Genomic DNA, 20,630 nt, shown 5'->3' on the forward strand with positions numbered 1-20,630 from the left:
ACATGCCTGGACAGAACGGGTTAGCTTTGCTTCATTCACAAACGCAGATTTAGGCAAAGTGGATCAAATTATTGCCCGTTGGGCTCAACTGCGCGAGCATACTAACCTGCAAACAGCGCAGTTGGTAGGCCAGGCATTTTCAGTAGCTGAATTGGCCGATTGGCAAGCTCATGATTGGGAACTAACGGCTTTGCTGAATTTGCTGGATTCGCCAGACGCTGCTGAGCTTTGGGGCGTGGTCAATCAGTTACGAAACTCAACCAATCACCTTGCACTTGCGACTGACGAAGCGAAGTTTGAGCAAATTGCCCGCGCCTGGGAGGAGTCTTTGGAGTCGCCCGGTCCGGAGATTTCATTACCTACAGCTGAGTTAAGATCGTTTCGATCCTTACTGGAGAACGCACTTACGGCTCGCTCCTCATGGGTTAGCTGGAACTGGTGGCAATTAACTAATGCTGGAAAAACACAACTACAAGCGGTAGCTTCTGCAAATTCGCTGACAGTATCAGAAGTAGATTTACAGATACTCGCCACAAAAATTGATAAACGTATCCGGCTGGAAGCTACCCGCTATGAAGCAACTACGCTATTAGCTGAATTGTCGCTTCCCGAAATGCCAGACAGTATGCGGCTCTTACGTCGGGCGCGGCATATAACCGAACGCGTTCAGGCTATTGTGCCATTACATAAGTTAGCAGAGCCCTCCTGGCAAACTCGGGAGCAATTTATAGGTGACGTGAAGGCGCTACTGAGTTTGGCTATCGCTGTAGAGCAAGAACGAACGGCTGGACAACCCTACCTAACCACTAATCAGCTCAATAGAATTTGGGAAGACAACCCGTTTGCTATAACTCTACGGCAGATTCTCCGTAGTGATTTTGATCTGCTGGTCGAAGCCGACCGGTTACAGGAGGGTTTTTCGGAGAGTGAGCAAACGGTTATTGATCGCCTGAGAAACCAGGAAGCAACCCAGTGGGTCGAGATCTTCCAAACGAGCTTGGCGCAGGCCTGGCTTGACCACCTTGAACGAATATACCCGGAACTTCGGAGTGTATCGTCGCTTAAAATGAGCCAGTGGGAGCAATCGCTTCAGGAAAGTGTCCTTCGCAAACAAACGCTAAGCCGGGACATTCTTCTCGTCAAACTCCGCGAACAAACCTATCGAAATTTGACGCTTAACCGCCTGAATAATGTGGTCACCTATCGTGATTTATTGCATCAGACAACCAAAAAACGGAACGTGTGGCCAGTTCGGAAACTGATGGAGTCGTTTGCCGATGAAGTGTTCAAGTTAGTACCCTGCTGGTTGGCTTCTCCTGAATCTGTTTCAGCCATGTTTCCCCTAACAGAGGGCTTATTCGACCTGGTTATATTTGATGAGGCTTCACAGTGTTTTGCTGAGAATGGTGTTCCGGCTGTAATGCGCGGTAAGCAGGTGGTGGTGACGGGCGACAATCAACAGCTTCGCCCCAGCGACCTGTACCGCACACGCTTGGATGAATCTGAATTGGATGAAGAAATACCCGTAGCGCTGGAAGTTGAGTCGTTACTCGAATTGGCTGCCCAGCAATTGCCGCAAGTTTCACTGACAGAACACTACCGTAGTCATTCACTGGATCTTATTACCTTTTCGAATGAGCATTTTTATCAAAATAGACTGTCGCTGTTGCCCCATTTCGATGAGATTAACCGACAGGAACCCGCTATCCGTTATTTAAACGTAAAAGGAACTTGGCAACAGAATACAAATCCAACAGAGGCAGAAGCCGTTTTGCAACTTGTTGATCAATTGGTGACTGAGTTGCCCGGTCGTTCAGTCGGTATCGTGACATTTAACTTTCCACAACAGCAGTTGATTCAGGATATGCTGGAAAGCAGGTTGGAAGAATCAGTCGCAGGAGAAAATACGTTTAAACTACCGCCAGACTTATTCGTAAAAAACATTGAAAATGTGCAGGGCGATGAGCGGGATATCGTTATTTTCTCCATTGGCTACGCACCCGATGAGCGTGGGCGTTTGTCGATGCAGTTTGGTAGCCTGAATGCACGTGGAGGAGAGAATCGGCTTAATGTAGCTGTTACACGCGCGCGCGCGCGTGTATATGTGGTCACCAGTCTATGGCCTGAACAATTAACTATTGCTGACACGGCCAATGATGGTCCAAAACTGCTGAAAGCCTATCTTGAGTATGCGCTGAATGTAGCTCAGGAACGTTTTCAACCCATACCGAAAACTCAACAACTAGTGCCTTCCAGTGCTCTATTGAAAGATAAACTAGCCGATAAGCACCCGAATTGGCAACCTGAACTCCCCTTCGCCGATCTGACTGTTAAGTCTGGGGAAGCCTACGAATCGCTCGTGCTAACAGACGATGATGCGTATTTCCAGCAGACATCCAAGCAAGCACATGCGTATTTACCCATTGCGCTACTGGCTCGTAAATGGCCCTTTCAACGGGTTTGGAGTCGGGAGTTTTGGCGGAGTCAGTAACGCAGGTGATGTTAAGTAACGTGGGTGGAAACTCGCGCCACAAATGCAAAAGCCTGAGTTTCCTCAGGCTTTTGCATTTATTCGTTCATCATGCCGATAAACTGATCAAACAGATAATGCGAATCGTGCGGTCCGGGTGACGATTCCGGGTGGTATTGTACCGAAAACGCAGGCTTATCTTTCCGACGAATCCCTTCGATAGTTTTATCGTTGAGGTTGATGTGCGTCAATTCAACGTTTGCCGTGTCCATTACTTCATCTGCCTTTACCGCAAAGCCGTGGTTTTGCGAAGTGACTTCACAATGGCCGGTAATCAGATTTTTTACCGGATGGTTCAACCCACGGTGGCCGTTATGCATTTTATAGGTTGAAATACCACTGGCTAACGAGAGAATCTGGTGGCCTAAGCAAATACCAAATAAGGGTGTTTCGGTAGCTAATGCCTGCTTAACCGTTTCAACAGCGTAGGGCATAGCTGCCGGATCGCCGGGGCCATTGGCGATGAAGTAGCCGTTGGGTTTCCAGGCCGCTAGTTCAGTATAAGGCGTTTTCGCAGGGAATACCTTACAGAATACCCCCCGCTGATTAAAGTTGCTCAGGATACTTTTCTTGACTCCCAGATCCAGTACGGCTACCCGGAGTTTTGATTCAGGATCACCCTGCTCATAAGCTTCTTGTGTACAAACTTCCGACGACAGCTCAAGTCCGGCCATGTCTGGTACTTTCTGAAGTTCAGCCAATAGCACGGCTGGATCAAGAATTTCGGATGAGATGATGCAGTTCATCACACCTTTTGAGCGGATATAACGTACCAATTGCCGCGTATCTACTCCATGAATCCCAACAATACCAGCCTTTTCGAAATAATCCTGCAATGAGCCGTCAGCCGTGTAACGAGAGTGAATATTGGAGAAAAAATTGCAGACCATTGCCCGAATTTTAACACCACCTGACTCTTGTTCCGCGTTATTCAGCACACCGTAATTTCCAATGTGCGACGTTGTGTTAATAATTACCTGTCCATAATAGGAGGGATCAGTATAAATTTCCTGGTAGCCGGTCATTCCGGTGTTAAAACAGATTTCACCGCCGGCGGTTCCGATCTTGCCGAGAGCCAGCCCCCGGTATACGGTTCCATCCTGTAAAACCAACAGTGCTTCAGGTTGCTGCGTATGTTTCATCTATGCGTTTTGGCTTTAAAGACTAAAAAAAAGGGCTAACCGTTGCGGTTAACCCATTTCTATATGATGTGTTTGTAAGTCACTCCGCTATGCTTCTTCTTTACCACCTTTTAAACGATCCTGTAACTCGGTCAGTTCATCCCATTTGCCATCACGGGCCAGGGCTGCCTGTTCGTTCCAGGTTGTTGCATCGTGTACATTGAACCGAGGGCCTGCATCGACTAAAACCTGTTGTACAGTTTCGTCTTGTGCATCGGCCAACTGTGCAAAGGTAGTAATACCAGCGTTGTTGAGCAACTCAGCGATTTTTGGACCGACACCCTCAATTTTAGTTAGGTCATCACCACTGGTAGCAGCAGCTGGAGTTTCTTCAACAGCGGCAGCAGGTGTTGCTTCTGTTTCAACGGCTGTTGCAGCAGGGGCTTCAGTCGTTTCAGCAGCACGTGATCCACTTCCCCGACGGCTACGACGAGTTTTGGTCGTTGCCGTTGCTTTTTCAGCAGCAGCAGCTAACAGGGTTTCGTTGAAGTCAACCAATTCAATTAGGCAGGTTTCTGCGTTATCACCCAGGCGATTGCCCAATTTGATGATACGTGTGTAACCGCCTGGACGGCTGGCGATTTTGTCAGCCACCGTGCCAAACAATTCTTTCATCGTTTCCTTGTCATTCAATGACTGGAATACGACGCGACGATTCTGGTAGGTGTCATCTTTAGCCCGGGTCAGAATAGGCTCCACGAATTTGCGGAGTTCTTTTGCCTTCGCTACCGTCGTCTCAATGCGCTTGTGCAGGATGAGCGACGAGGCCATGTTCTGCAACATCGCTTCGCGGTGCGAGTGCGTCCGGCTTAGGTGATTATGTTTTTTACCGTGTCTCATTATTTTGTGAGGTTTACGGTTTTCGGTTTACAGTTTACGGTCGGCTGACGCGAGTATCGACTGCTTTGCGCCACCGTAAACCAAATACCGTAAACCGGCTTAATCTTCGTCTAATCTGTACTTAGCGACGTCCATACCGAACGTCAGGTTTTTCTCAGCAACTAATTGCTCAAGCTCCGTCAGAGACTTCTTACCGAAGTTGCGAAACTTCATCATGTCCGAAATCTCTAAGCGAACGAGGTCTCCCAACGTCCGTACATCAGCCGACTTAAGACAGTTGTAGGCACGTACCGACAGATCAAGGTCAGCCAGTGACGTTTTCAGAAGTTTCCGCATATGCAGTACTTCTTCGTCTACTACATTTTCCTCTTCTGGTTTGGCCGTTTCAAACGTCATTGTTTGGTCTGAGAACAGCATAAAGTGCTGAATCAGGATATAAGCTGCACCTTTCAGAGCTTCTTCTGGGTGGATAGATCCATCCGTTTCGATATCTAACAGTAGCCGCTCATAGTCCGTTTTCTGCTCAACCCGCGTGTTTTCAACGCTATATTTCACGTTTTTAATTGGCGTGTAAATAGCATCGATCGGGATATGACCAAACGGAAGTTCGTTTGCCCGTGGTTCATCAGCCGGAACATAGCCACGACCTTTTTCCACGAAAATTTCCATTTCCAAATCCCGCGTATCGTCGATATGACAGATTTCCAGTTCGGGGTTCAACACCTCGAACGATGGCGAGAATTTAGATATATCACCGGCTTTAAGAACCGATTGTTTCTTTATGTTGACGGTGATCTTGTTGTCGACCATGTCATTGATCTTCTTGAAACGAACCATTTTCAGGTTCAGAATGATCTCTGTCACGTCTTCAACAACGCCCTCGATAGAAGAAAACTCGTGCAACACACCAGGAAATTTTACGCTTGTGATGGCGTATCCTTCCAGCGATGACAGTAAGATGCGACGGAGCGCATTACCGATTGTTACACCGTATCCTTTTTCAAGGGGTTTGAATTCAAACACCCCGTGAAAGTCGTCAGCTTTCTCCACTACGACTTTGTCGGGCATTTGGAACGCTAATATTGACATACGTTTCGTATTTTACAGCAGTTCTCTGCCTTGGCGTGAAGACTCAAAAGGAGTTTTCAGTTTTCTGTTTTAAGTTCTCAGGTCAATCGACTACGTATCGGATCAATCAACTGAAAACCGAAAACTGATTAACTGTAAACTTTTTATATAAATCCAGCAGAACCCAGGCTATGAGTTCTGCCAGTAAGCTTACTTCGAATACAATTCGACGATGGCCTGCTCGTTGAAGTTTTCAGGAATTTGATCACGCTCAGGGTAGCTAATAAACTTACCCGTTAGTTGCTGAGCATCCCATTCAACCCAGTTATACCGCTTTGTATTGCGCGCAGCAACACTTGCTGAAACAGCTTCCAGTGATTTCGACTTCTCACGAACACCGATCAGTTGACCTGGTTTCAGCGAGTAAGAAGGAATGTTAACCACTTCGCCATCAACAATAATGTGTTTGTGCGATACCAACTGGCGGGCAGCCCGGCGTGAAGTAGCGATACCCAGACGATAAACGGTGTTATCTAAGCGGGCTTCGCATAATTTGAGCAGGTTTTCACCCGTGATACCTTCGCGAACCTGTGCTCGGTGGAACAGCGCACGGAACTGACGTTCCAGGATACCATAGGTATATTTTACTTTCTGTTTTTCCAGAAGTTGAAGCGCATATTCGGATTGTTTCCGTTTGCGACCGCGACCGTGCATACCCGGTCCGTAATTCTTCTTTTGAAGCGCTTTGCTCGGACCCATAACGGGTTCACCGAACTTGCGCGAAATTTTGGCTTTTGGCCCAATGTAACGTGCCATTCTACAATGAATGAATAATTGTGAAACATTGGACAGACACAACCAAATGTCGCCTGTCCCTATTCATGCCATCCGTAATTATACGCGACGACGTTTTGGCGGCCGACACCCATTGTGCGGCAGCGGGGTAATATCACGAATCGTTGTTACTTCGATACCTGAGTTCTGAATGGTACGGATAGCCGACTCGCGACCTGATCCTGGACCTTTCACGAAAACTTCTGCTTTACGCATACCCAGATCGTGGGCAACGGTCGCACAGTTTTGAGCGGCAGTCTGTGCTGCATAGGGGGTATTTTTCTTTGAGCCACGGAAGCCCATTTTACCGGCCGATGCCCAGGAGATAACCTGGCCGTTCATGTTGGTAATCGAAATGATGATGTTGTTAAACGTAGCCCGGATGTGTACCTGGCCAACGGGTTCAACAACTACCACCCGCTTTTTCGCTTTGTCTTTGCGTTTTGCTTGAGCCATTGTTTGTAGGTAATCGTCAATGTGTCACCGGTAATCATTACTTGCCATTCAACAAAGGATGACCTCAAATGCTCCGTATGACGATGAGCGACCGATTAATTATTTCGTTACTTTCTTCTTGTTAGCAACAGTCTTCCGCTTCCCTTTCCGGGTACGCGAGTTGTTTTTCGTGTGCTGGCCACGAACTGGTAACCCTTTCCGGTGACGCAAGCCCCGGTAGCAGCCGATGTCCATCAATCGCTTGATGCTCAACTGAACTTCCGAACGTAACTGACCTTCTACTTTGTACTCGTTCGAAATCGCGTTACGAACTGCACTCGCTTCTTCGTCCGACCACTCGTTGGCTTTCTTATCAACGCTGATACCAGCGTCGGTCAGGATTTTCTTAGCCCGGCTACGACCAATGCCGTAGATGTAAGTCAGCGCGATTTCGCCACGCTTCTTGTCTGGAATATCAACACCTGCAATACGTGCCATGCTTAGCCTTGTCTTTGTTTGTAACGGGGATTCTTTTTGTTGATCACGTACAGCTTCCCTTTCCGCCGGATCACTTTGCAATCTTCACTGCGCTTTTTGATGGACGCTTTAACTTTCATAATTGAAAAGTTTGTAGTTCGTAGTTTGAAGTTTGTAGTTATTAGAGGGTAAACCTCAAACTACGAACCACAAACTTCAAACGATTATTTATACCGGTACACAATCCTTGCCTTACTCAAATCATAAGGCGACATTTCCAATTTTACGCGATCTCCAGGCAAAATCTTGATGTAGTTCATCCGCATTTTGCCAGAGATGTGAGCAATTACCTCATGCTTGTTGGCCAATTCGACTCGAAACATTGCATTCGATAATGCCTCCAAAATCACACCGTCTTGTTCTATTGAATTCTGCTTTGCCATGTTGCTTTAAGCCGCCATCAGTTCCTGTGTATCGACCATCAGGCTAGTATTCGCGGTGACTGCTTCTATGTATTCAAAGGTGGTTAGAATCTCAGGTTTCCCTTTTCGTACGGCCACTGTGTGTTCAAAGTGAGCCGATGGCTTACGGTCAACTGTCCGAATCGTCCAACCATCACGTTCCTGTACTACACCCTTCTTACCAAAGTTGATCATTGGCTCAATCGCCAGAATCATACCTTCCCGTAACTTAGGGCCTTGACCTCGTTTTCCGTAATTCGGCACTTCAGGGGCTTCGTGCAGGTTCTGACCAACGCCATGACCAACTAACTCCCGAACTACCGAATAACCGAACTTCTCGGTGTAAGTCTGAATAGCATAACCTATATCACCAACTCGATTTCCTTCTACCGCTTGTCCTAATCCAAGATAAAGCGACTCTTTTGTACGAACCAGCAGCCGACGAACGGCTGGACTAACTTCGCCAACAGGATATGTGTAGGCGCTATCGCTATGATAGCCATTCAATTTTACACCGCAGTCAATCGAGATAATATCACCATCGCGGAGTTCGTAGCGGCTTGGAAATCCATGAACCACTACATCATTGACAGAGATACAGAGTGAAGCTGGAAACTTGTTATAACCTAAGAATGATGGAATGCCACCATTATCCTTTATAAACGTTTCTGCAACGGTGTCCAGTTCCTTTGTGGTAACACCAGGCCGGATAAGCTTTGCCACTTCGGCGTGGGCTTTCCCGAGAACCTGAGCACTGATTTTTATCAAAGCAATTTCGTCATCGCTTCTATAAAAAATCATTTTATCCTTTTTGTCAGAACCAGCCATTTCAATTAAGCAGCTACAGTCTCACTGTTCGTCCGTCCCTGTACCCGGCCTGATTTCATCAGACCTTCATACCGACGCATGAGCAGATAACTTTCTACTTGCTGAAGCGTATCCAATACCACACCAACCATGATTAGCAGCGATGTACCACCAAAGAATTGCGCGAATCCACTCGTCATTCCTAATAGATTAGCAATAGCTGGTAAAATAGCGACAATTGCCAGCATTATAGCACCAGGCAATGTGATCCGGTCAAGCACTGTACCAATGTATTCAGATGTCTGAAGACCTGGTTTTACACCTGGAATAAAGCCACCGCTACGTTTCATGTCATCGGCAATCTGTACCGGGTTAACGGAAATAGCCGTGTAGAAGAACGTAAAGATGATAATCAGTAATGCAAAGAGAACATTATACTGCCAGGTTGTATAACTCTGGAACGCATTCTGCACACCTGCTGCAAAATCACTTTTCTCAGCGAATAGCCCTGCTACGTACGTTGGAATGAACATTAACGCCTGAGCGAAAATGATAGGCATTACGCCTGCTGCATTCAACTTTAGGGGCAGGTACTGTCTTTGCCCACCTACAACCTTATTGCCAATAACCTGCTTGGCATACTGAATCGGAATCCGACGAACGGCCTGAGTCAGTACAACAGCACCCATAACAACAAAGTACAGCGCAACAATCTCCAGAACGAAAATCAGAATACCACCCGATCCACGCGATTGTTGTTCACCGATAATGGCACCTGGAAGCCGTGATACAATTCCAATCATGATAATCATGGAAATCCCGTTACCAATTCCTTTATCTGTAATCCGTTCGCCCAGCCACATGCAGAAAATCGTACCTGCTGTTAGAACGAATAACGATGAAATCGTGAACAAACCCCGATCAATTAGCAGTGCTTCCTGTGGGATCGTAGTCCGAACGTAGGTGATAGCCTGAACAGCCGTTACACCAATCGTTAGTACGCGTGTGATTTGGTTCAACCGCTTACGACCTGATTCCCCTTCCTTCTGCATTTTCTGGAAGTAAGGAAGCGCCAGCGTAAGCAACTGAATCGCAATCGATGCCGAGATGTACGGCATGATGCCCAATGCAAAAATCGAAGCCTTACTGAACGCACCACCTAAAAAGGTGTCCAATAAACCGAGCAATCCCTGAGGATTAAGGTTCAGTTTTTGCGGGTCAACGCCTGGTAGCACAATAGCTGAACCGAGACGAAACGCCGTAATGAACAACAGCGTGTTGAGGATTCGACTCCGCAACTCGTCAATTGCAAAAATATTCTTAAACGTGGTGATGAGTCGGTTCATAAAAGTAGTTCGGTCGTTGCCGTGCTCACAACTTATTTAGCTGCTTCTTCTTTCGCTTCTCTTGTAGGCACAATTGCCTTACCGCCTGCTTTTTCAATCGCGTCTTTCGCGCTGGCCGAAAAAGCGTGGGCGTGAATTTCAATAGCGGTAGTCAATTCACCACGGCTTAAAACCTTCACAAGATCTTTCTTGCTTACCAGACCATGCTGTAGCAGGAAATCCATGTCAACAATTGTTGCCTTGGTTTCATCAACCAGTGCCTGAATGGCATCCAGATTGAGGGGTTTGTACTCGACGCGGTTAATATTTTTAAAGCCAAACTTCGGTACACGACGTTGAAGAGGCATCTGACCACCTTCAAAGTGTACTTTTCGACTGTAACCTGAACGCGATTGCGCTCCTTTGTGGCCACGCGTGGACGTTCCGCCCATGCCTGATCCCTGCCCGCGTCCGACTCGCTTGCGCTCTCTGACGGAACCTTTTGCCGGTCTAAGGTTGCTTAAATTCATTGCTATAGTAGTAAAAAATGATTCTTTTGGCTCTTCGACACGGCTCTAACACCCGGTTACAGCGGCCTGAAAACCAAAAGAATCGCAAAGATACTTAAATTTCTTCAACTTTCACCAGGTGCTGCACCTTATTGATTGCACCCTTCAGCGCGTCGTTGTATTCCAGTTCGACGCTGCGGTTGATTTTGCCCAAGCCTAACGACTTGATAGCGTTCTTTTGAGATAGCGGTCGTTTAATGGTGCTGCTGACCTGCGTAATGCGTACTCGTGCCATGTCTGTTGCTCCTTTTAAATTAACCGTTAAATACTTTTGCCAAACTTACCTGACGTTGGAAAGCAACCTGATGGGGTAACCGCATTTTTAGCAGGGCATCAAGCGTAGCTTTTACCACGTTGTGTGGGTTCGATGATCCTTTCGATTTCGCCAGGATGTCATGGATACCAGCCGATTCAAGAACGGCCCGCATAGCACCACCGGCGATTACGCCAGTACCCGGAGAAGCTGGCTTCAGCAGGACAAAGCCACCGCTGAATTTACCTTCCATTTCATGAGGAATCGTACGCTTCAGAAGTGGAACCTGTACCAGGTTTTTCTTAGCGTCTTCTACTCCTTTGGCAATCGCGTCCGTTACTTCATTGGCTTTGCCCAATCCGTAACCAACGACACCGTTACCATCGCCGACGACGACAATCGCCGAGAAACTGAATCGGCGACCACCTTTTACCACCTTCGCTACGCGGTTGATGGCTACAACCTTTTCTTTCAGGTCGGCTTCGTTAAATTTTGTCGGTCTTGCTGAATTGATGTTCATTGCTTAGAACTTAAGGCCACCCTCGCGGGCTGCGTCGGCCAGTGCTTTTACTTTACCGTGATATAAGTAGCCATTGCGATCAAACACCGCTGCGCTGATGTTCTGAGCAACTGCTTTTTCAGCCAATCGCTGACCTACTTTCTTCGCTGTTTCGAGGGTGTTACCTTCGATTTCGCTTTTCAACTCAACAGACGATGCCGCTGCCAGCGTGTGGCCCGTTACGTCGTCGATAAGTTGTGCGTAAATACCCGTGTTAGAGCGGAAAACTGATAGACGGGGACGCTCGGCTGTGCCGGAAACCTTCGCCCGGATACCAAACTTAATCCGCTGCCTTCTTTCTTGTTTTGTAGTTGCCATGTTATTTGATTCCGACCAAATAGGCGTTTTAAAAGTTTGAAGTTTGGAGTCTGAAGTTTAATGTTACCTGTTAAAAAACGTCGAACATCAAACTTCAAACGGCAAACCTTATTTTTTAGACGAAGATTTACCAGCTTTCCGGCGAACTTGCTCACCAATAAAGCGGATACCTTTGCCTTTGTAAGGCTCAACTTTGCGGAGCGAACGGATTTTAGCCGCTACATCACCTAGAAGTTGTTTGTCTGAACCTTCCAGATATACTTTCGGGTTCTGACCTTTTTCTGTAACAGCCGTTACCTTAATTTCTTCTGGAACTGCTAGGTACACATTGTGTGAGTAGCCAAGTTGCAATTCAAGAACATTATTGGCGACCGATGCTTTGTAACCTACTCCAATAACTTCGAGGTTAAGTTTAAAGCCTTCACTTACGCCTTGTACCATGTTGCTAACCAGCGAACGATACAGACCGTGCAGTGCTTTATGGCGTTTCTGCTCCGTTGGACGGGATACTTGGATATGACCGTCTTCGATTGCCACCGAAATGTCCGGGTCAACCGTTTGGTACAGGGTGCCTTTAGGCCCTTTTACCGTTACGACGTTTTGGTCGTCGACAGACAACGTTACATTGCTGGGTAGGGCGATGGGTTTCTTACCTATGCGTGACATCGTTCAGTTCGGATTAATATACGTAACACAATACCTCTCCACCAACGTTCAGCGTCTTGGCTTCTTTATCGGTCATCACACCCTTAGAGGTCGAGATGATAGCAACACCCAGGCCATTTAAAATACGTGGCAGGTTATCGGCTCCCCGATACTGACGTAAGCCTGGCCGGCTGATCCGTTGCAGGTCAACGATCGCATTTTGCTTCGTTGTTGGATTGTACTTCAGGGCTATTTTGATGATGCCCTGAGGAGTGCTATCGTCGAACTTATAGTTCTGGATGAACCCTTTGTCGTACAAAACTTTGGTAATTTCTTTTTTTATGTTGGAAGCAGGTATTTCCACAACCCGGTGCTTAGCCCGGATGGCATTTCTAACGCGGGTTAGAAAGTCTGCTATTGGATCTGTATTCATTCTTAGCGTTGCGTTACTTGCAAACCTCTGTTTTTGAGAAAGTTCGCAAAATTACGGAAACTGAATTACAAAGAGAAATGGAATCTGGAATTACCAGCTTGCTTTTGTTACACCTGGAATTTTACCCGCCGATGCCATTTCCCGGAAGGTTACCCGCGAAATACCAAATTTGCGCATATAGCCCCGTGGACGACCGGTTAGTTTGCAACGATTGTGCAGCCGAACGGGCGATGCGTTTTTAGGGAGCTTATCCAGACCTATGTAATCACCGGCAGCTTTCAGAGCGGCCCGTTTCGTAGCATATTTGGCAACTAACGCTTCGCGTTTCCGTTCCCGTGCTTTGATTGATTCTTTTGCCATTGTTTTAGCCTTTGTGTCGGTTATTATTTACCACTCTTAGCAAACGGCATGCCCATTGCTTTCAGCAGCTCGTAGCTTTCAGTATCCGTGTTGGCAGATGTCACAAACGTGATATCCATCCCCGAAATACGGGCTACTTTGTCGATGCTGATCTCTGGGAAGATAATCTGCTCCTGCACGCCGAACGTGTAGTTACCACGACCGTCGAACCCTTTGTCGCTAATGCCTTTGAAGTCACGAACGCGGGGCAACGAAACCGTTGTCAGGCGATCCATAAATTCATACATTTTCTCACCACGTAGTGTCACTTTCGCACCGATGGGCATTTTCTCCCGCAGTTTGAAGTTAGATACAGCCTTTTTCGACATAGTCGCAACGGCTTTCTGACCCGTGATGGTCGTTAGTTCTTCGACGCCTACATCAACCAACTTCTTGTCGGCGACAGCGGCTCCGATACCTTTATTGATGACAATTTTGCTCAGACGCGGCACTTGCATGATCGACTTATACTGGAACTTGTCTTTCAATTGAGGTACGACCTCATTTAAATATTTTTCTTTCAGTCTTGGCGTTGCCATTTTCTTAGACCTGCTTAAGGTTATTTACGAACATCTGGGATGAAGTTGCCCGTCTTCTTAGAGAAGCGTTGCAGCTTGCCCTTGTCGTTCAACTTACGACCCGTGCGGGTAGGTTCGCCGGTGGCGGGATCAACTAATTTCAGGTTACTGATGTGGATTGATCCTTCCGTTTTTTCCAGGCTTCCCTGCGGGTTAGAAGCCGTTGGCTTCAAGTGCTTGGTAATCATAGCCACACCCTCAACACGGGCACGATCTTTCTCTACAATTACTTCTTTCACTACTCCGCGCTGCCCTTTCGAGTTTCCACCAATCACAACGACCGTATCGCCCGTCTTGATGTGGAATTTGTGTGTCGGTAGCGTTATTTTCTTCTCCATTGCTTACAATACCTCTGGGGCTAACGATACGATTTTCATAAACTGCTTCTCGCGCAATTCGCGGGCTACAGGACCGAAAATCCGAGTGCCACGCGGCTCATCGTTGTTGTTGAGCAACACAGCTGCGTTGTCTTCGAAACGGATGTACGAACCATCTTTCCGGCGTACTTCCTTTTTTGTCCGAACAACCACGGCTTTCGAAACCGTACCTTTTTTCATACTGCTGGACGACAGGGCTTGCTTCACTGTCACGACAATCTTGTCACCGACCGATGCATACCGTTTGCCCGTACCGCCCAGGACTCGGATAACCAGCACTTCTTTTGCGCCACTGTTATCGGCTACTCCTAATCTTGATTCTTGCTGTACCATGGCTTACTTCGCTTTTTCGATGATTTCGACTAACCGCCAACGTTTATTTTTGCTCAATGGGCGGGTTTCCATAACACGAACTGTGTCGCCGATACCACACTCATTTTTCTCGTCATGAACCGTCAATTTTTTGGTCTTGTTCATGAACTTGCCATACATCGGGTGTTTCACTTTGCGATCAATCGCAACTGTAATGGTTTTCTGCATTTTATTGCTGGTCACCCGCCCGATACGCTCTTTACGTGCGTTACGCTCCGATGCCGATTTCGCTTCGCTCGTTGCTGGAGCGGCTGCTTTCGGCTGTTCTGTTGCTGCTGCCGCTGGGGTTGATACTTCCTCCTGCGGTGCTGGTGCTTGTTGCTCTTCCATCGTCGTGTCTTATTAGGCTTGCCGCGATTTAACTGTCAGTTCTGTATGCAGGCGAGCAATCCGTTTGCGGCTCTCGCGGATGCGCATGGGGTTCTCAATTGGAGATACGGCATGTGCAAACTTCAGTTTCAGCAGGCGATCCTGTTCCGCACCGATTTCAGTACGCAAGGCATCCGCCGACAATCCTTTCAAATCTTCTTTTTTCATCTTGTTCGTCGCTTAGGGATCTACTCTGCGCCTTGCTCCTGATAATCGCGCCGGACTACAAACTTCGTCCGAACGGGCAACTTCTGAGCCGCTAAGCGAAGGGCTTCCATACCCGTTGCTAAATCAACACCTGTTGTTTCGAACATAATCGTGCCGGGTTTCACTACGGCTACCCAATATTCGGGAGCACCTTTACCTTTACCCATCCGTACTTCAGCCGGCTTTTTAGTGATCGGCTTGTCTGGGAAAATACGAATCCAAACCTGGCCTTCACGTTTCATGGCCCGGGTTACGGAAATACGAGCGGCTTCAATCTGGCGGGCAGTGATCCGACCCGGCTCCAATGATTTAATCGCGAACGTACCGAAAGAAATCTCATGACCGCGCGATGCGATACCTGGAATCCTTCCTTTATGCTGTTTACGGAATTTAGTTCTTTTTGGCTGTAACATAGCTCTTTAATCAGTTTGCCGTTTGCAGTTTGACGTTTGTAGTTAATGTCAGGAAATCTTGTTGAACACCGAACTTCAAACCTCAAACGTCAAACTAACTTTTCAAGTTTATCGTCTTGGTCCACCTGGTCCACCACCACGGTTGCCACCTTGGCCACCGCCCCGGTTACCGCCCTGGCCGCCACCACGATTGGCACCTGGAGCGCCACCGCGATTGCCACCCTGACCTCCCCGATCGTTACCACCGCGGTCTCCACGACCACGACCACCACGGTCGTTGCCATCACGGTCGCCACGAGGGCCCCGACGATCGCCACGGTCGTTAGCAGATGCTGTACGTTCTCCGGCTTGTGCCTGGCTCATCATAGCTGATGGCGATAGATCGCGCTTGCCATAAACTTCACCTTTGAAAATCCACACTTTGATGCCGATTTTGCCGTAAACGGTTTGGGCTTCAGAGATAGCATAGTCGATGTCGGCACGGAGTGTATGAAGAGGCACGCGACCTTCTTTGTACTGCTCTGAGCGGGCAATTTCAGCACCACCTAAACGACCCGATACTTTTACTTTAATACCTTGTGCACCAACCCGAAGAGCCGACTGGATAGCCTGCTTCATGGCACGACGGAACGAAATACGAGCCTGTAACTGCTGGGCGATAGCTTCGCCAACCAATTTAGCATCGATTTCTGGCCGTTTGATTTCGAAGATATTGATCTGAACATCTTTGCCCGTGATCTTTTTCAGCTCTTCTTTGATCTTGTCGACCTCGCCACCGCCTTTACCGATTACAATACCCGGACGGGCTGTGTGAATCGTAAGGGTTACCCGCTTCAGGGTACGCTCGATAACTACCCGAGCAATGGCTCCTTTCGGAATACGGGCTGCTACGTATTTGCGGATTTTCTCGTCTTCAACAAGTTTATCTGCAAACTCTTTGCCGCCGTACCAGCTCGATTCCCAGCCCCGAACAATACCAAGTCGCAGGCCAATTGGATTTATTTTTTGTCCCATTTCCTAATTATTGTTCGTTTTCAGGGGTTTCTGCTGATTCCAGTACAGATTGCGCTGCGCTGTCAACTACAATAGTAATGTGGTTGGACCGTTTCCGAATCCGGTGACCACGACCTTGTGGAGCTGGACGCAGACGCTTCAACATCGGACCTCCGTCAACAAAAATCGTTTTTACATAAAGATCAGCGTCTTCTATGCGCTCATCTACATTTTTCTGTTGCCAGTTGGCAACGGCCGATAAAAGCACTTTCTGCAATACATCGGCACCAGCCTGTGGCTGATATTTTAATAGACCCAACGCCCGGCTAACGCGCTGACCACGAATCAGGTCGGCGATTAACCGCATCTTACGGGGCGACGTGGGCACATCTTTAAGTCTCGCTACTGCTTCCATTTTTTTTATGGCTCGGTGCTCGGTGCTCAGCGCTCGGTTTTTTTACAATACCCTGCTCCTTGCTCTCTGCCCCATGCTGGATTTATCGTTTGCCCTTGTCTTTCTTTGCGGTGTGTCCCCGGAAGTTACGCGTTGGTGAAAATTCACCGAGCTTGTGACCTACCATGTTCTCCGTTACATAAACCGGGATAAACTTGTTACCGTTGTGAACGGCGAAGGTATGGCCTACGAAATCCGGCGAAATCATCGAACGACGCGACCAGGTTTTGATGACCGATTTCTTGCCCGAATCATTCTGGGTCTGAACTTTATTGTCCAGACGGAAATCAATATATGGGCCTTTTTTGAGTGAACGTGCCATTGTTATCTGTTACTTTTTGCGTCGGCTAATAATCATGCTTTCAGATGCCTTGTTCTTGTTGCGGGTCTTCTGACCTTTGGCGAACTGGCCATTGCGTGAACGTGGGTGACCACCGGATGCCCGGCCTTCACCACCACCCATTGGGTGATCGACAGGGTTCATAACAACGGCACGAACACGTGGGCGACGGCCTAACCAACGGCTACGGCCTGCTTTCCCTACGACAACGTTCATATGGTCGGGGTTTGATACCGAACCAACCGTTGCCATACCAGCACTTAATACCCGGCGGGTTTCGCCCGAAGGAAGACGCAGGATAGCGTACTTATCTTCACGACCAACCAATTGTGCGTAGGTACCAGCTGAGCGAGCCATTGCGCCACCTTTACCAGGTGTCAACTCGATATTGTGAACGATTGTACCGATTGGCATCAGAGCCAGTGGTAATGCGTTACCAACATCTGGTGTCGACCCTTCGCCTGACTGAATCGTCTGACCGACAACAATGCCTTGAGGGGCGATGATGTAGCGTTTCTCACCGTCAGCGTATTGCACCAGAGCGATGCGTGCCGTGCGGTTTGGATCGTATTCTACAGTCAAAACTTCGGCAGGTTGGCCGACTTTGTCGCGCTTGAAATCAATAATACGGTATTTCCGCTTATGACCTCCTCCAATGTAGCGCATAGTGCGGTGACCTTCGTTATTGCGGCCGCCGGTTCTCTTGATGGGCTCCAGCAGACTTTTCTCTGGCTTGGAGGCTGTTATTTCCGCAAAGTCGGGTGCCACGCGAAAACGTGTACTCGGCGTTATTGGTCTTAGTTTTTTAACTCCCATGACTGATTAATTGGTAGAGCAAGGCTCGGTTTACAGGTCAGCGTAGATATCAATTACTTCGCCTTCTGCCACCGTAACAATTGCTTTCTTAGTGGTTGGGGTCTTGCCCGATACAACACGTCCGTTGATGTTCTTGCTGCGTTTTTTTCCGTAAACCCGGAAAGTATTGACAGCCTCAACGTTTACGCCGTACATTTTCTCGATGGCTTTGCCGATCTCGAGTTTGTTGGCTTTTAGTTCAACCTCAAAAGCATACTTCCCTTGCTTGTTAAGGCCCGTCATTTTTTCAGTGACGATTGGTCGTTTCAGTACGCTCATGATTATTTTTCGAACAACGTTTGGATGGTTGACAGCGCTTCTTCGCTGATGAGCAGTTGATCGGCATTCATCAGATCGTAGGTATTCACCTGCGAAGCTGTGGTCACCTTCGCTTTCTGCACGTTCCGGCTCGACAATACAACATTTGTATTTACGTCGGGCAGAATGAGCAGCGTTTTACGACCCGTTAGGTTCAGATCATTCAGGAATTGAATGTAATCTTTGGTGCGGGGAGCTTCCAGCGTGATGCTGTCGATAACTGAAATCTTCTCAGCTTTTGCTTTTACAGCGTAAGCCGACTGGCGAGCCAGTGATTTCACTTTTTTGTTCAGTTTGAAGCTATAATCCCGGGGGCGAGGTCCGAAAATTGTACCACCACCTACGAACACGGGTGATTTGGCACTACCAGCGCGAGCACCGCCCGTACCTTTTTGCTTCTTCAGTTTGCGAGTCGAGTGTGCATTTTCAGCGCGCTCTTTCACTTTGTGCGTTCCCTGACGTTGATTAGCCAGGTATTGTTTCACGTCGAGGTAAATCGCGTGTTGGTTCGGTTCAATTCCGAAAACCTCCTCCGGAAGGGTGACCTTTTTGCCTGTGTCTACGCCCTTGCTGTTATATACGATTACTTCCATGGCCTATTTCTCAATAATAACGTATGAATTTTTGGCTCCGGGAATCGAACCGCTAACAACGAGCAGGTTTTGCTCAGGCAGAACACGCAATACGCGCAGGTTTTGCACCTTTACGCGGTTACCGCCCATCCGGCCAGCCATACGAAGACCTTTGAACACGCGCGATGGGAACGAACAGGCACCGATCGAACCTGGGTGACGACCCCGGTTATGCTGACCGTGCGTTTGACCGCCAACCCCAGCGAATCCGTGACGTTTCACAACGCCCTGGAAACCACGACCTTTTGCTGTTCCAACTACGTCAACGAAGTCAGCTTCTGCAAATACGTCGGCTACCGTGAGGGTTTCACCTAAATTCAGCTCTTTCTCGAATTCTTTGAACTCAACCAGTTTGCGCTTAGGTGTAGTGCCAGCTTTTTTAAAGTGGCCCAACTCCGGCTTGTTACTGTGCTTTTCTTTTTTGTCGCCATAACCCAGCTGCACAGCTGTGTAGCCATCTTTCTCAACGCTACGAACTTGGGTTACAACACAGGGACCCGTCTCAATCACTGTACATGCCAGAGCCTGCCCGTCCGCATTGTACACGCTGGTCATCCCGATTTTCTTGCCAATTAAACCAGACATTTGTGTTTGTTTAAAGTAAGCAGGTAAAAAATAGGTACTCATTTTCCGTATCGGACCTTCCGAATCGGGCCGCAAAATTAGACAAATATTTGAATGAATCCTATATCTGCTTAACAATCAGCCCAAAAACAACATAAAAAAAGGTCGGGTGCGCTGCACCTGACCTTCAGAGGCATACAAAGCCATGCAATGCAAGGATTGTTTGCCAAAAAGTCAGATGTGGTTTCCTTGCGGACCTTCACCCTCGTATGTCGTTAGACTCGATGTTCCGAGTTTGGGACTGCAAAAGTAGAGAATAATTAGCAGAAATGGAAAATTTATTTTAAAGAAAGTTTTGTGGAGATGTTGATGTGTGTTTCGGAAAGCCTTGGGCAATAAATTGTTTGGTCGCTTTGGGACTAAACAATTATGATATGTTTATGATTTTCCACAAACATGCTGTCGCTAACGCGACTAAGCTAGCTCATTTCTATAGCCTGAATAATGAGCGACGGAATGATGACTTATTCTATCTGATTGAATTTGTTTAAAAAATGCCGTATATTCTTCTAGGAACGTTCGCTTTCTATGATGTTCTTTCTGGTTGCTAATGTATTGGACGACTTCATCAATTTGAGAGTGGCTATAAGAGAAAGCTCCATAGCCCATTTGCCATTCGAAATGCCTTTTTACTAATCGCTTGTCATTAATCCATTTCGATGAATCACCTTTTAAATCCTGCATCAAGTCAGAAATGGATTGTTTGGGATTAATGCCAATAAAAGCGTGGATATGATCGGGCATTCCGTCAATGGCAAGGAGCTTATGCCCTTGATTCTGAATAATGCCAGTCATGTAGCGGTATAAATCTTCTTTCCAGGCTGATTGAATAAGTCCGTAGCTGTGTTTGATCGCAAAAACGGTGTGTAAGTAGATTTAGGTGTAGGTGTTTGGCATACGGATTAGACGGTGAGTTATTGGTTCGGTCGCTATGCGACTTTGGGACGAATTAACGCTTGAAATG

At 47.6% G+C, this 20,630-nt stretch carries 32 protein-coding genes; 1 reads left to right on the top strand and 31 read right to left on the bottom strand.

What is annotated here, in order from left to right:
• Positions 1-2,491: DEAD/DEAH box helicase (locus tag ACYVGO_RS03300; RefSeq protein WP_460967532.1), on the top strand; the 2,491-nt coding region annotated here is incomplete at its 5' end.
• Positions 2,492-2,568: 77 nt separating this feature from the next.
• Here the strand turns inward: ACYVGO_RS03300 and carA are convergent.
• From carA to tnpA, 31 genes are all read right to left on the bottom strand, one after another.
• Positions 2,569-3,672, bottom strand: coding sequence for a glutamine-hydrolyzing carbamoyl-phosphate synthase small subunit (gene carA / locus ACYVGO_RS03305; protein WP_460967533.1), 1,104 nt, complete (start codon positions 3,670-3,672; stop codon positions 2,569-2,571).
• Between the two features lie 87 nt (positions 3,673-3,759).
• Entirely contained in the window at positions 3,760-4,551 is a 792-nt protein-coding gene (gene rplQ / locus ACYVGO_RS03310; RefSeq protein ID WP_460967535.1) for a 50S ribosomal protein L17, read from the bottom strand.
• Positions 4,552-4,650: 99 nt separating this feature from the next.
• A complete protein-coding gene (locus ACYVGO_RS03315) occupies positions 4,651-5,640 on the bottom strand; it encodes a DNA-directed RNA polymerase subunit alpha (RefSeq protein ID WP_046577854.1) in 990 nt (329 codons plus the stop codon).
• 189 nt (positions 5,641-5,829) lie between these two features.
• The gene (rpsD, locus tag ACYVGO_RS03320) at positions 5,830-6,435 is read right to left on the bottom strand and encodes a 30S ribosomal protein S4 (protein WP_142770417.1); all 606 of its coding nucleotides are present in this window, start codon (positions 6,433-6,435) and stop codon (positions 5,830-5,832) included.
• Positions 6,436-6,513: 78 nt separating this feature from the next.
• Positions 6,514-6,909: a 30S ribosomal protein S11 gene (rpsK, locus tag ACYVGO_RS03325; RefSeq protein WP_111350591.1), complete on the bottom strand. Its 396-nt coding sequence runs from the start codon at positions 6,907-6,909 to the stop codon at positions 6,514-6,516.
• 99 nt (positions 6,910-7,008) lie between these two features.
• Positions 7,009-7,386: a 30S ribosomal protein S13 gene (rpsM, locus tag ACYVGO_RS03330; protein WP_111346576.1), complete on the bottom strand. Its 378-nt coding sequence runs from the start codon at positions 7,384-7,386 to the stop codon at positions 7,009-7,011.
• 2 nt (positions 7,387-7,388) lie between these two features.
• Positions 7,389-7,505 carry a type B 50S ribosomal protein L36 gene (gene ykgO / locus ACYVGO_RS03335; protein ID WP_018618719.1) on the bottom strand — a complete coding sequence of 39 codons (117 nt, stop codon included), beginning with the start codon at positions 7,503-7,505 and terminating at the stop codon, positions 7,389-7,391.
• Positions 7,506-7,589: 84 nt separating this feature from the next.
• A complete protein-coding gene (gene infA, locus ACYVGO_RS03340; protein ID WP_009284801.1) occupies positions 7,590-7,808 on the bottom strand; it encodes a translation initiation factor IF-1 in 219 nt (72 codons plus the stop codon).
• Between the two features lie 6 nt (positions 7,809-7,814).
• The gene (gene map, locus ACYVGO_RS03345) at positions 7,815-8,627 is read right to left on the bottom strand and encodes a type I methionyl aminopeptidase (protein WP_142770418.1); all 813 of its coding nucleotides are present in this window, start codon (positions 8,625-8,627) and stop codon (positions 7,815-7,817) included.
• A 32-nt stretch (positions 8,628-8,659) separates the two neighbouring features.
• Positions 8,660-9,979: a preprotein translocase subunit SecY gene (secY, locus tag ACYVGO_RS03350; protein ID WP_142770419.1), complete on the bottom strand. Its 1,320-nt coding sequence runs from the start codon at positions 9,977-9,979 to the stop codon at positions 8,660-8,662.
• A 32-nt stretch (positions 9,980-10,011) separates the two neighbouring features.
• The gene (rplO, locus tag ACYVGO_RS03355) at positions 10,012-10,488 is read right to left on the bottom strand and encodes a 50S ribosomal protein L15 (protein WP_460967538.1); all 477 of its coding nucleotides are present in this window, start codon (positions 10,486-10,488) and stop codon (positions 10,012-10,014) included.
• A 94-nt stretch (positions 10,489-10,582) separates the two neighbouring features.
• Positions 10,583-10,762, bottom strand: coding sequence for a 50S ribosomal protein L30 (gene rpmD, locus ACYVGO_RS03360; protein ID WP_046577840.1), 180 nt, complete (start codon positions 10,760-10,762; stop codon positions 10,583-10,585).
• A gap of 19 nt (positions 10,763-10,781) precedes the next feature.
• Positions 10,782-11,300, bottom strand: coding sequence for a 30S ribosomal protein S5 (gene rpsE, locus ACYVGO_RS03365; RefSeq protein ID WP_111346582.1), 519 nt, complete (start codon positions 11,298-11,300; stop codon positions 10,782-10,784).
• Between the two features lie 3 nt (positions 11,301-11,303).
• A complete protein-coding gene (gene rplR / locus ACYVGO_RS03370) occupies positions 11,304-11,657 on the bottom strand; it encodes a 50S ribosomal protein L18 (RefSeq protein ID WP_182459889.1) in 354 nt (117 codons plus the stop codon).
• Between the two features lie 108 nt (positions 11,658-11,765).
• Entirely contained in the window at positions 11,766-12,323 is a 558-nt protein-coding gene (rplF, locus tag ACYVGO_RS03375; RefSeq protein WP_142770422.1) for a 50S ribosomal protein L6, read from the bottom strand.
• Positions 12,324-12,336: 13 nt separating this feature from the next.
• Positions 12,337-12,735: a 30S ribosomal protein S8 gene (gene rpsH, locus ACYVGO_RS03380; RefSeq protein WP_142770423.1), complete on the bottom strand. Its 399-nt coding sequence runs from the start codon at positions 12,733-12,735 to the stop codon at positions 12,337-12,339.
• 90 nt (positions 12,736-12,825) lie between these two features.
• Complete coding sequence (gene rpsN, locus ACYVGO_RS03385) at positions 12,826-13,095, bottom strand: 30S ribosomal protein S14 (RefSeq protein WP_106137346.1); 270 nt, start codon at positions 13,093-13,095, stop codon at positions 12,826-12,828.
• Positions 13,096-13,118: 23 nt separating this feature from the next.
• Positions 13,119-13,673: a 50S ribosomal protein L5 gene (gene rplE / locus ACYVGO_RS03390; protein ID WP_142770424.1), complete on the bottom strand. Its 555-nt coding sequence runs from the start codon at positions 13,671-13,673 to the stop codon at positions 13,119-13,121.
• A gap of 20 nt (positions 13,674-13,693) precedes the next feature.
• A complete protein-coding gene (gene rplX, locus ACYVGO_RS03395; RefSeq protein WP_111346588.1) occupies positions 13,694-14,050 on the bottom strand; it encodes a 50S ribosomal protein L24 in 357 nt (118 codons plus the stop codon).
• A 3-nt stretch (positions 14,051-14,053) separates the two neighbouring features.
• On the bottom strand, positions 14,054-14,422 hold the full coding sequence (gene rplN, locus ACYVGO_RS03400; RefSeq protein WP_018618706.1) for a 50S ribosomal protein L14: 369 nt from the start codon (positions 14,420-14,422) through the stop codon (positions 14,054-14,056).
• Between the two features lie 3 nt (positions 14,423-14,425).
• On the bottom strand, positions 14,426-14,791 hold the full coding sequence (gene rpsQ / locus ACYVGO_RS03405; protein WP_142770425.1) for a 30S ribosomal protein S17: 366 nt from the start codon (positions 14,789-14,791) through the stop codon (positions 14,426-14,428).
• A gap of 12 nt (positions 14,792-14,803) precedes the next feature.
• Positions 14,804-14,998, bottom strand: a complete 195-nt coding sequence (gene rpmC / locus ACYVGO_RS03410) for a 50S ribosomal protein L29 (RefSeq protein ID WP_111346592.1) — start codon at positions 14,996-14,998, stop codon at positions 14,804-14,806.
• Positions 14,999-15,018: 20 nt separating this feature from the next.
• Entirely contained in the window at positions 15,019-15,450 is a 432-nt protein-coding gene (gene rplP, locus ACYVGO_RS03415; protein WP_142770426.1) for a 50S ribosomal protein L16, read from the bottom strand.
• 108 nt (positions 15,451-15,558) lie between these two features.
• Positions 15,559-16,464 (bottom strand): 30S ribosomal protein S3, encoded by a 906-nt coding sequence (gene rpsC / locus ACYVGO_RS03420; RefSeq protein WP_142770427.1) that lies wholly within the window; start codon positions 16,462-16,464, stop codon positions 15,559-15,561.
• A gap of 7 nt (positions 16,465-16,471) precedes the next feature.
• Positions 16,472-16,858, bottom strand: a complete 387-nt coding sequence (gene rplV, locus ACYVGO_RS03425) for a 50S ribosomal protein L22 (RefSeq protein ID WP_142770428.1) — start codon at positions 16,856-16,858, stop codon at positions 16,472-16,474.
• Between the two features lie 82 nt (positions 16,859-16,940).
• Positions 16,941-17,219, bottom strand: a complete 279-nt coding sequence (gene rpsS, locus ACYVGO_RS03430) for a 30S ribosomal protein S19 (RefSeq protein ID WP_018618700.1) — start codon at positions 17,217-17,219, stop codon at positions 16,941-16,943.
• Positions 17,220-17,228: 9 nt separating this feature from the next.
• Positions 17,229-18,053 carry a 50S ribosomal protein L2 gene (rplB, locus tag ACYVGO_RS03435; RefSeq protein WP_460967542.1) on the bottom strand — a complete coding sequence of 275 codons (825 nt, stop codon included), beginning with the start codon at positions 18,051-18,053 and terminating at the stop codon, positions 17,229-17,231.
• Positions 18,054-18,083: 30 nt separating this feature from the next.
• The gene (rplW, locus tag ACYVGO_RS03440; protein ID WP_012930240.1) at positions 18,084-18,371 is read right to left on the bottom strand and encodes a 50S ribosomal protein L23; all 288 of its coding nucleotides are present in this window, start codon (positions 18,369-18,371) and stop codon (positions 18,084-18,086) included.
• Between the two features lie 2 nt (positions 18,372-18,373).
• Positions 18,374-19,003 (bottom strand): 50S ribosomal protein L4, encoded by a 630-nt coding sequence (gene rplD / locus ACYVGO_RS03445; protein ID WP_142770430.1) that lies wholly within the window; start codon positions 19,001-19,003, stop codon positions 18,374-18,376.
• A 3-nt stretch (positions 19,004-19,006) separates the two neighbouring features.
• The gene (gene rplC / locus ACYVGO_RS03450; protein ID WP_142770431.1) at positions 19,007-19,627 is read right to left on the bottom strand and encodes a 50S ribosomal protein L3; all 621 of its coding nucleotides are present in this window, start codon (positions 19,625-19,627) and stop codon (positions 19,007-19,009) included.
• Between the two features lie 453 nt (positions 19,628-20,080).
• A complete protein-coding gene (gene tnpA, locus ACYVGO_RS03455; RefSeq protein WP_460967793.1) occupies positions 20,081-20,542 on the bottom strand; it encodes an IS200/IS605 family transposase in 462 nt (153 codons plus the stop codon).
• Between the last annotated feature and the right edge of the window lie 88 nt (positions 20,543-20,630).

This window comes from Spirosoma migulaei (assembly GCF_054776855.1).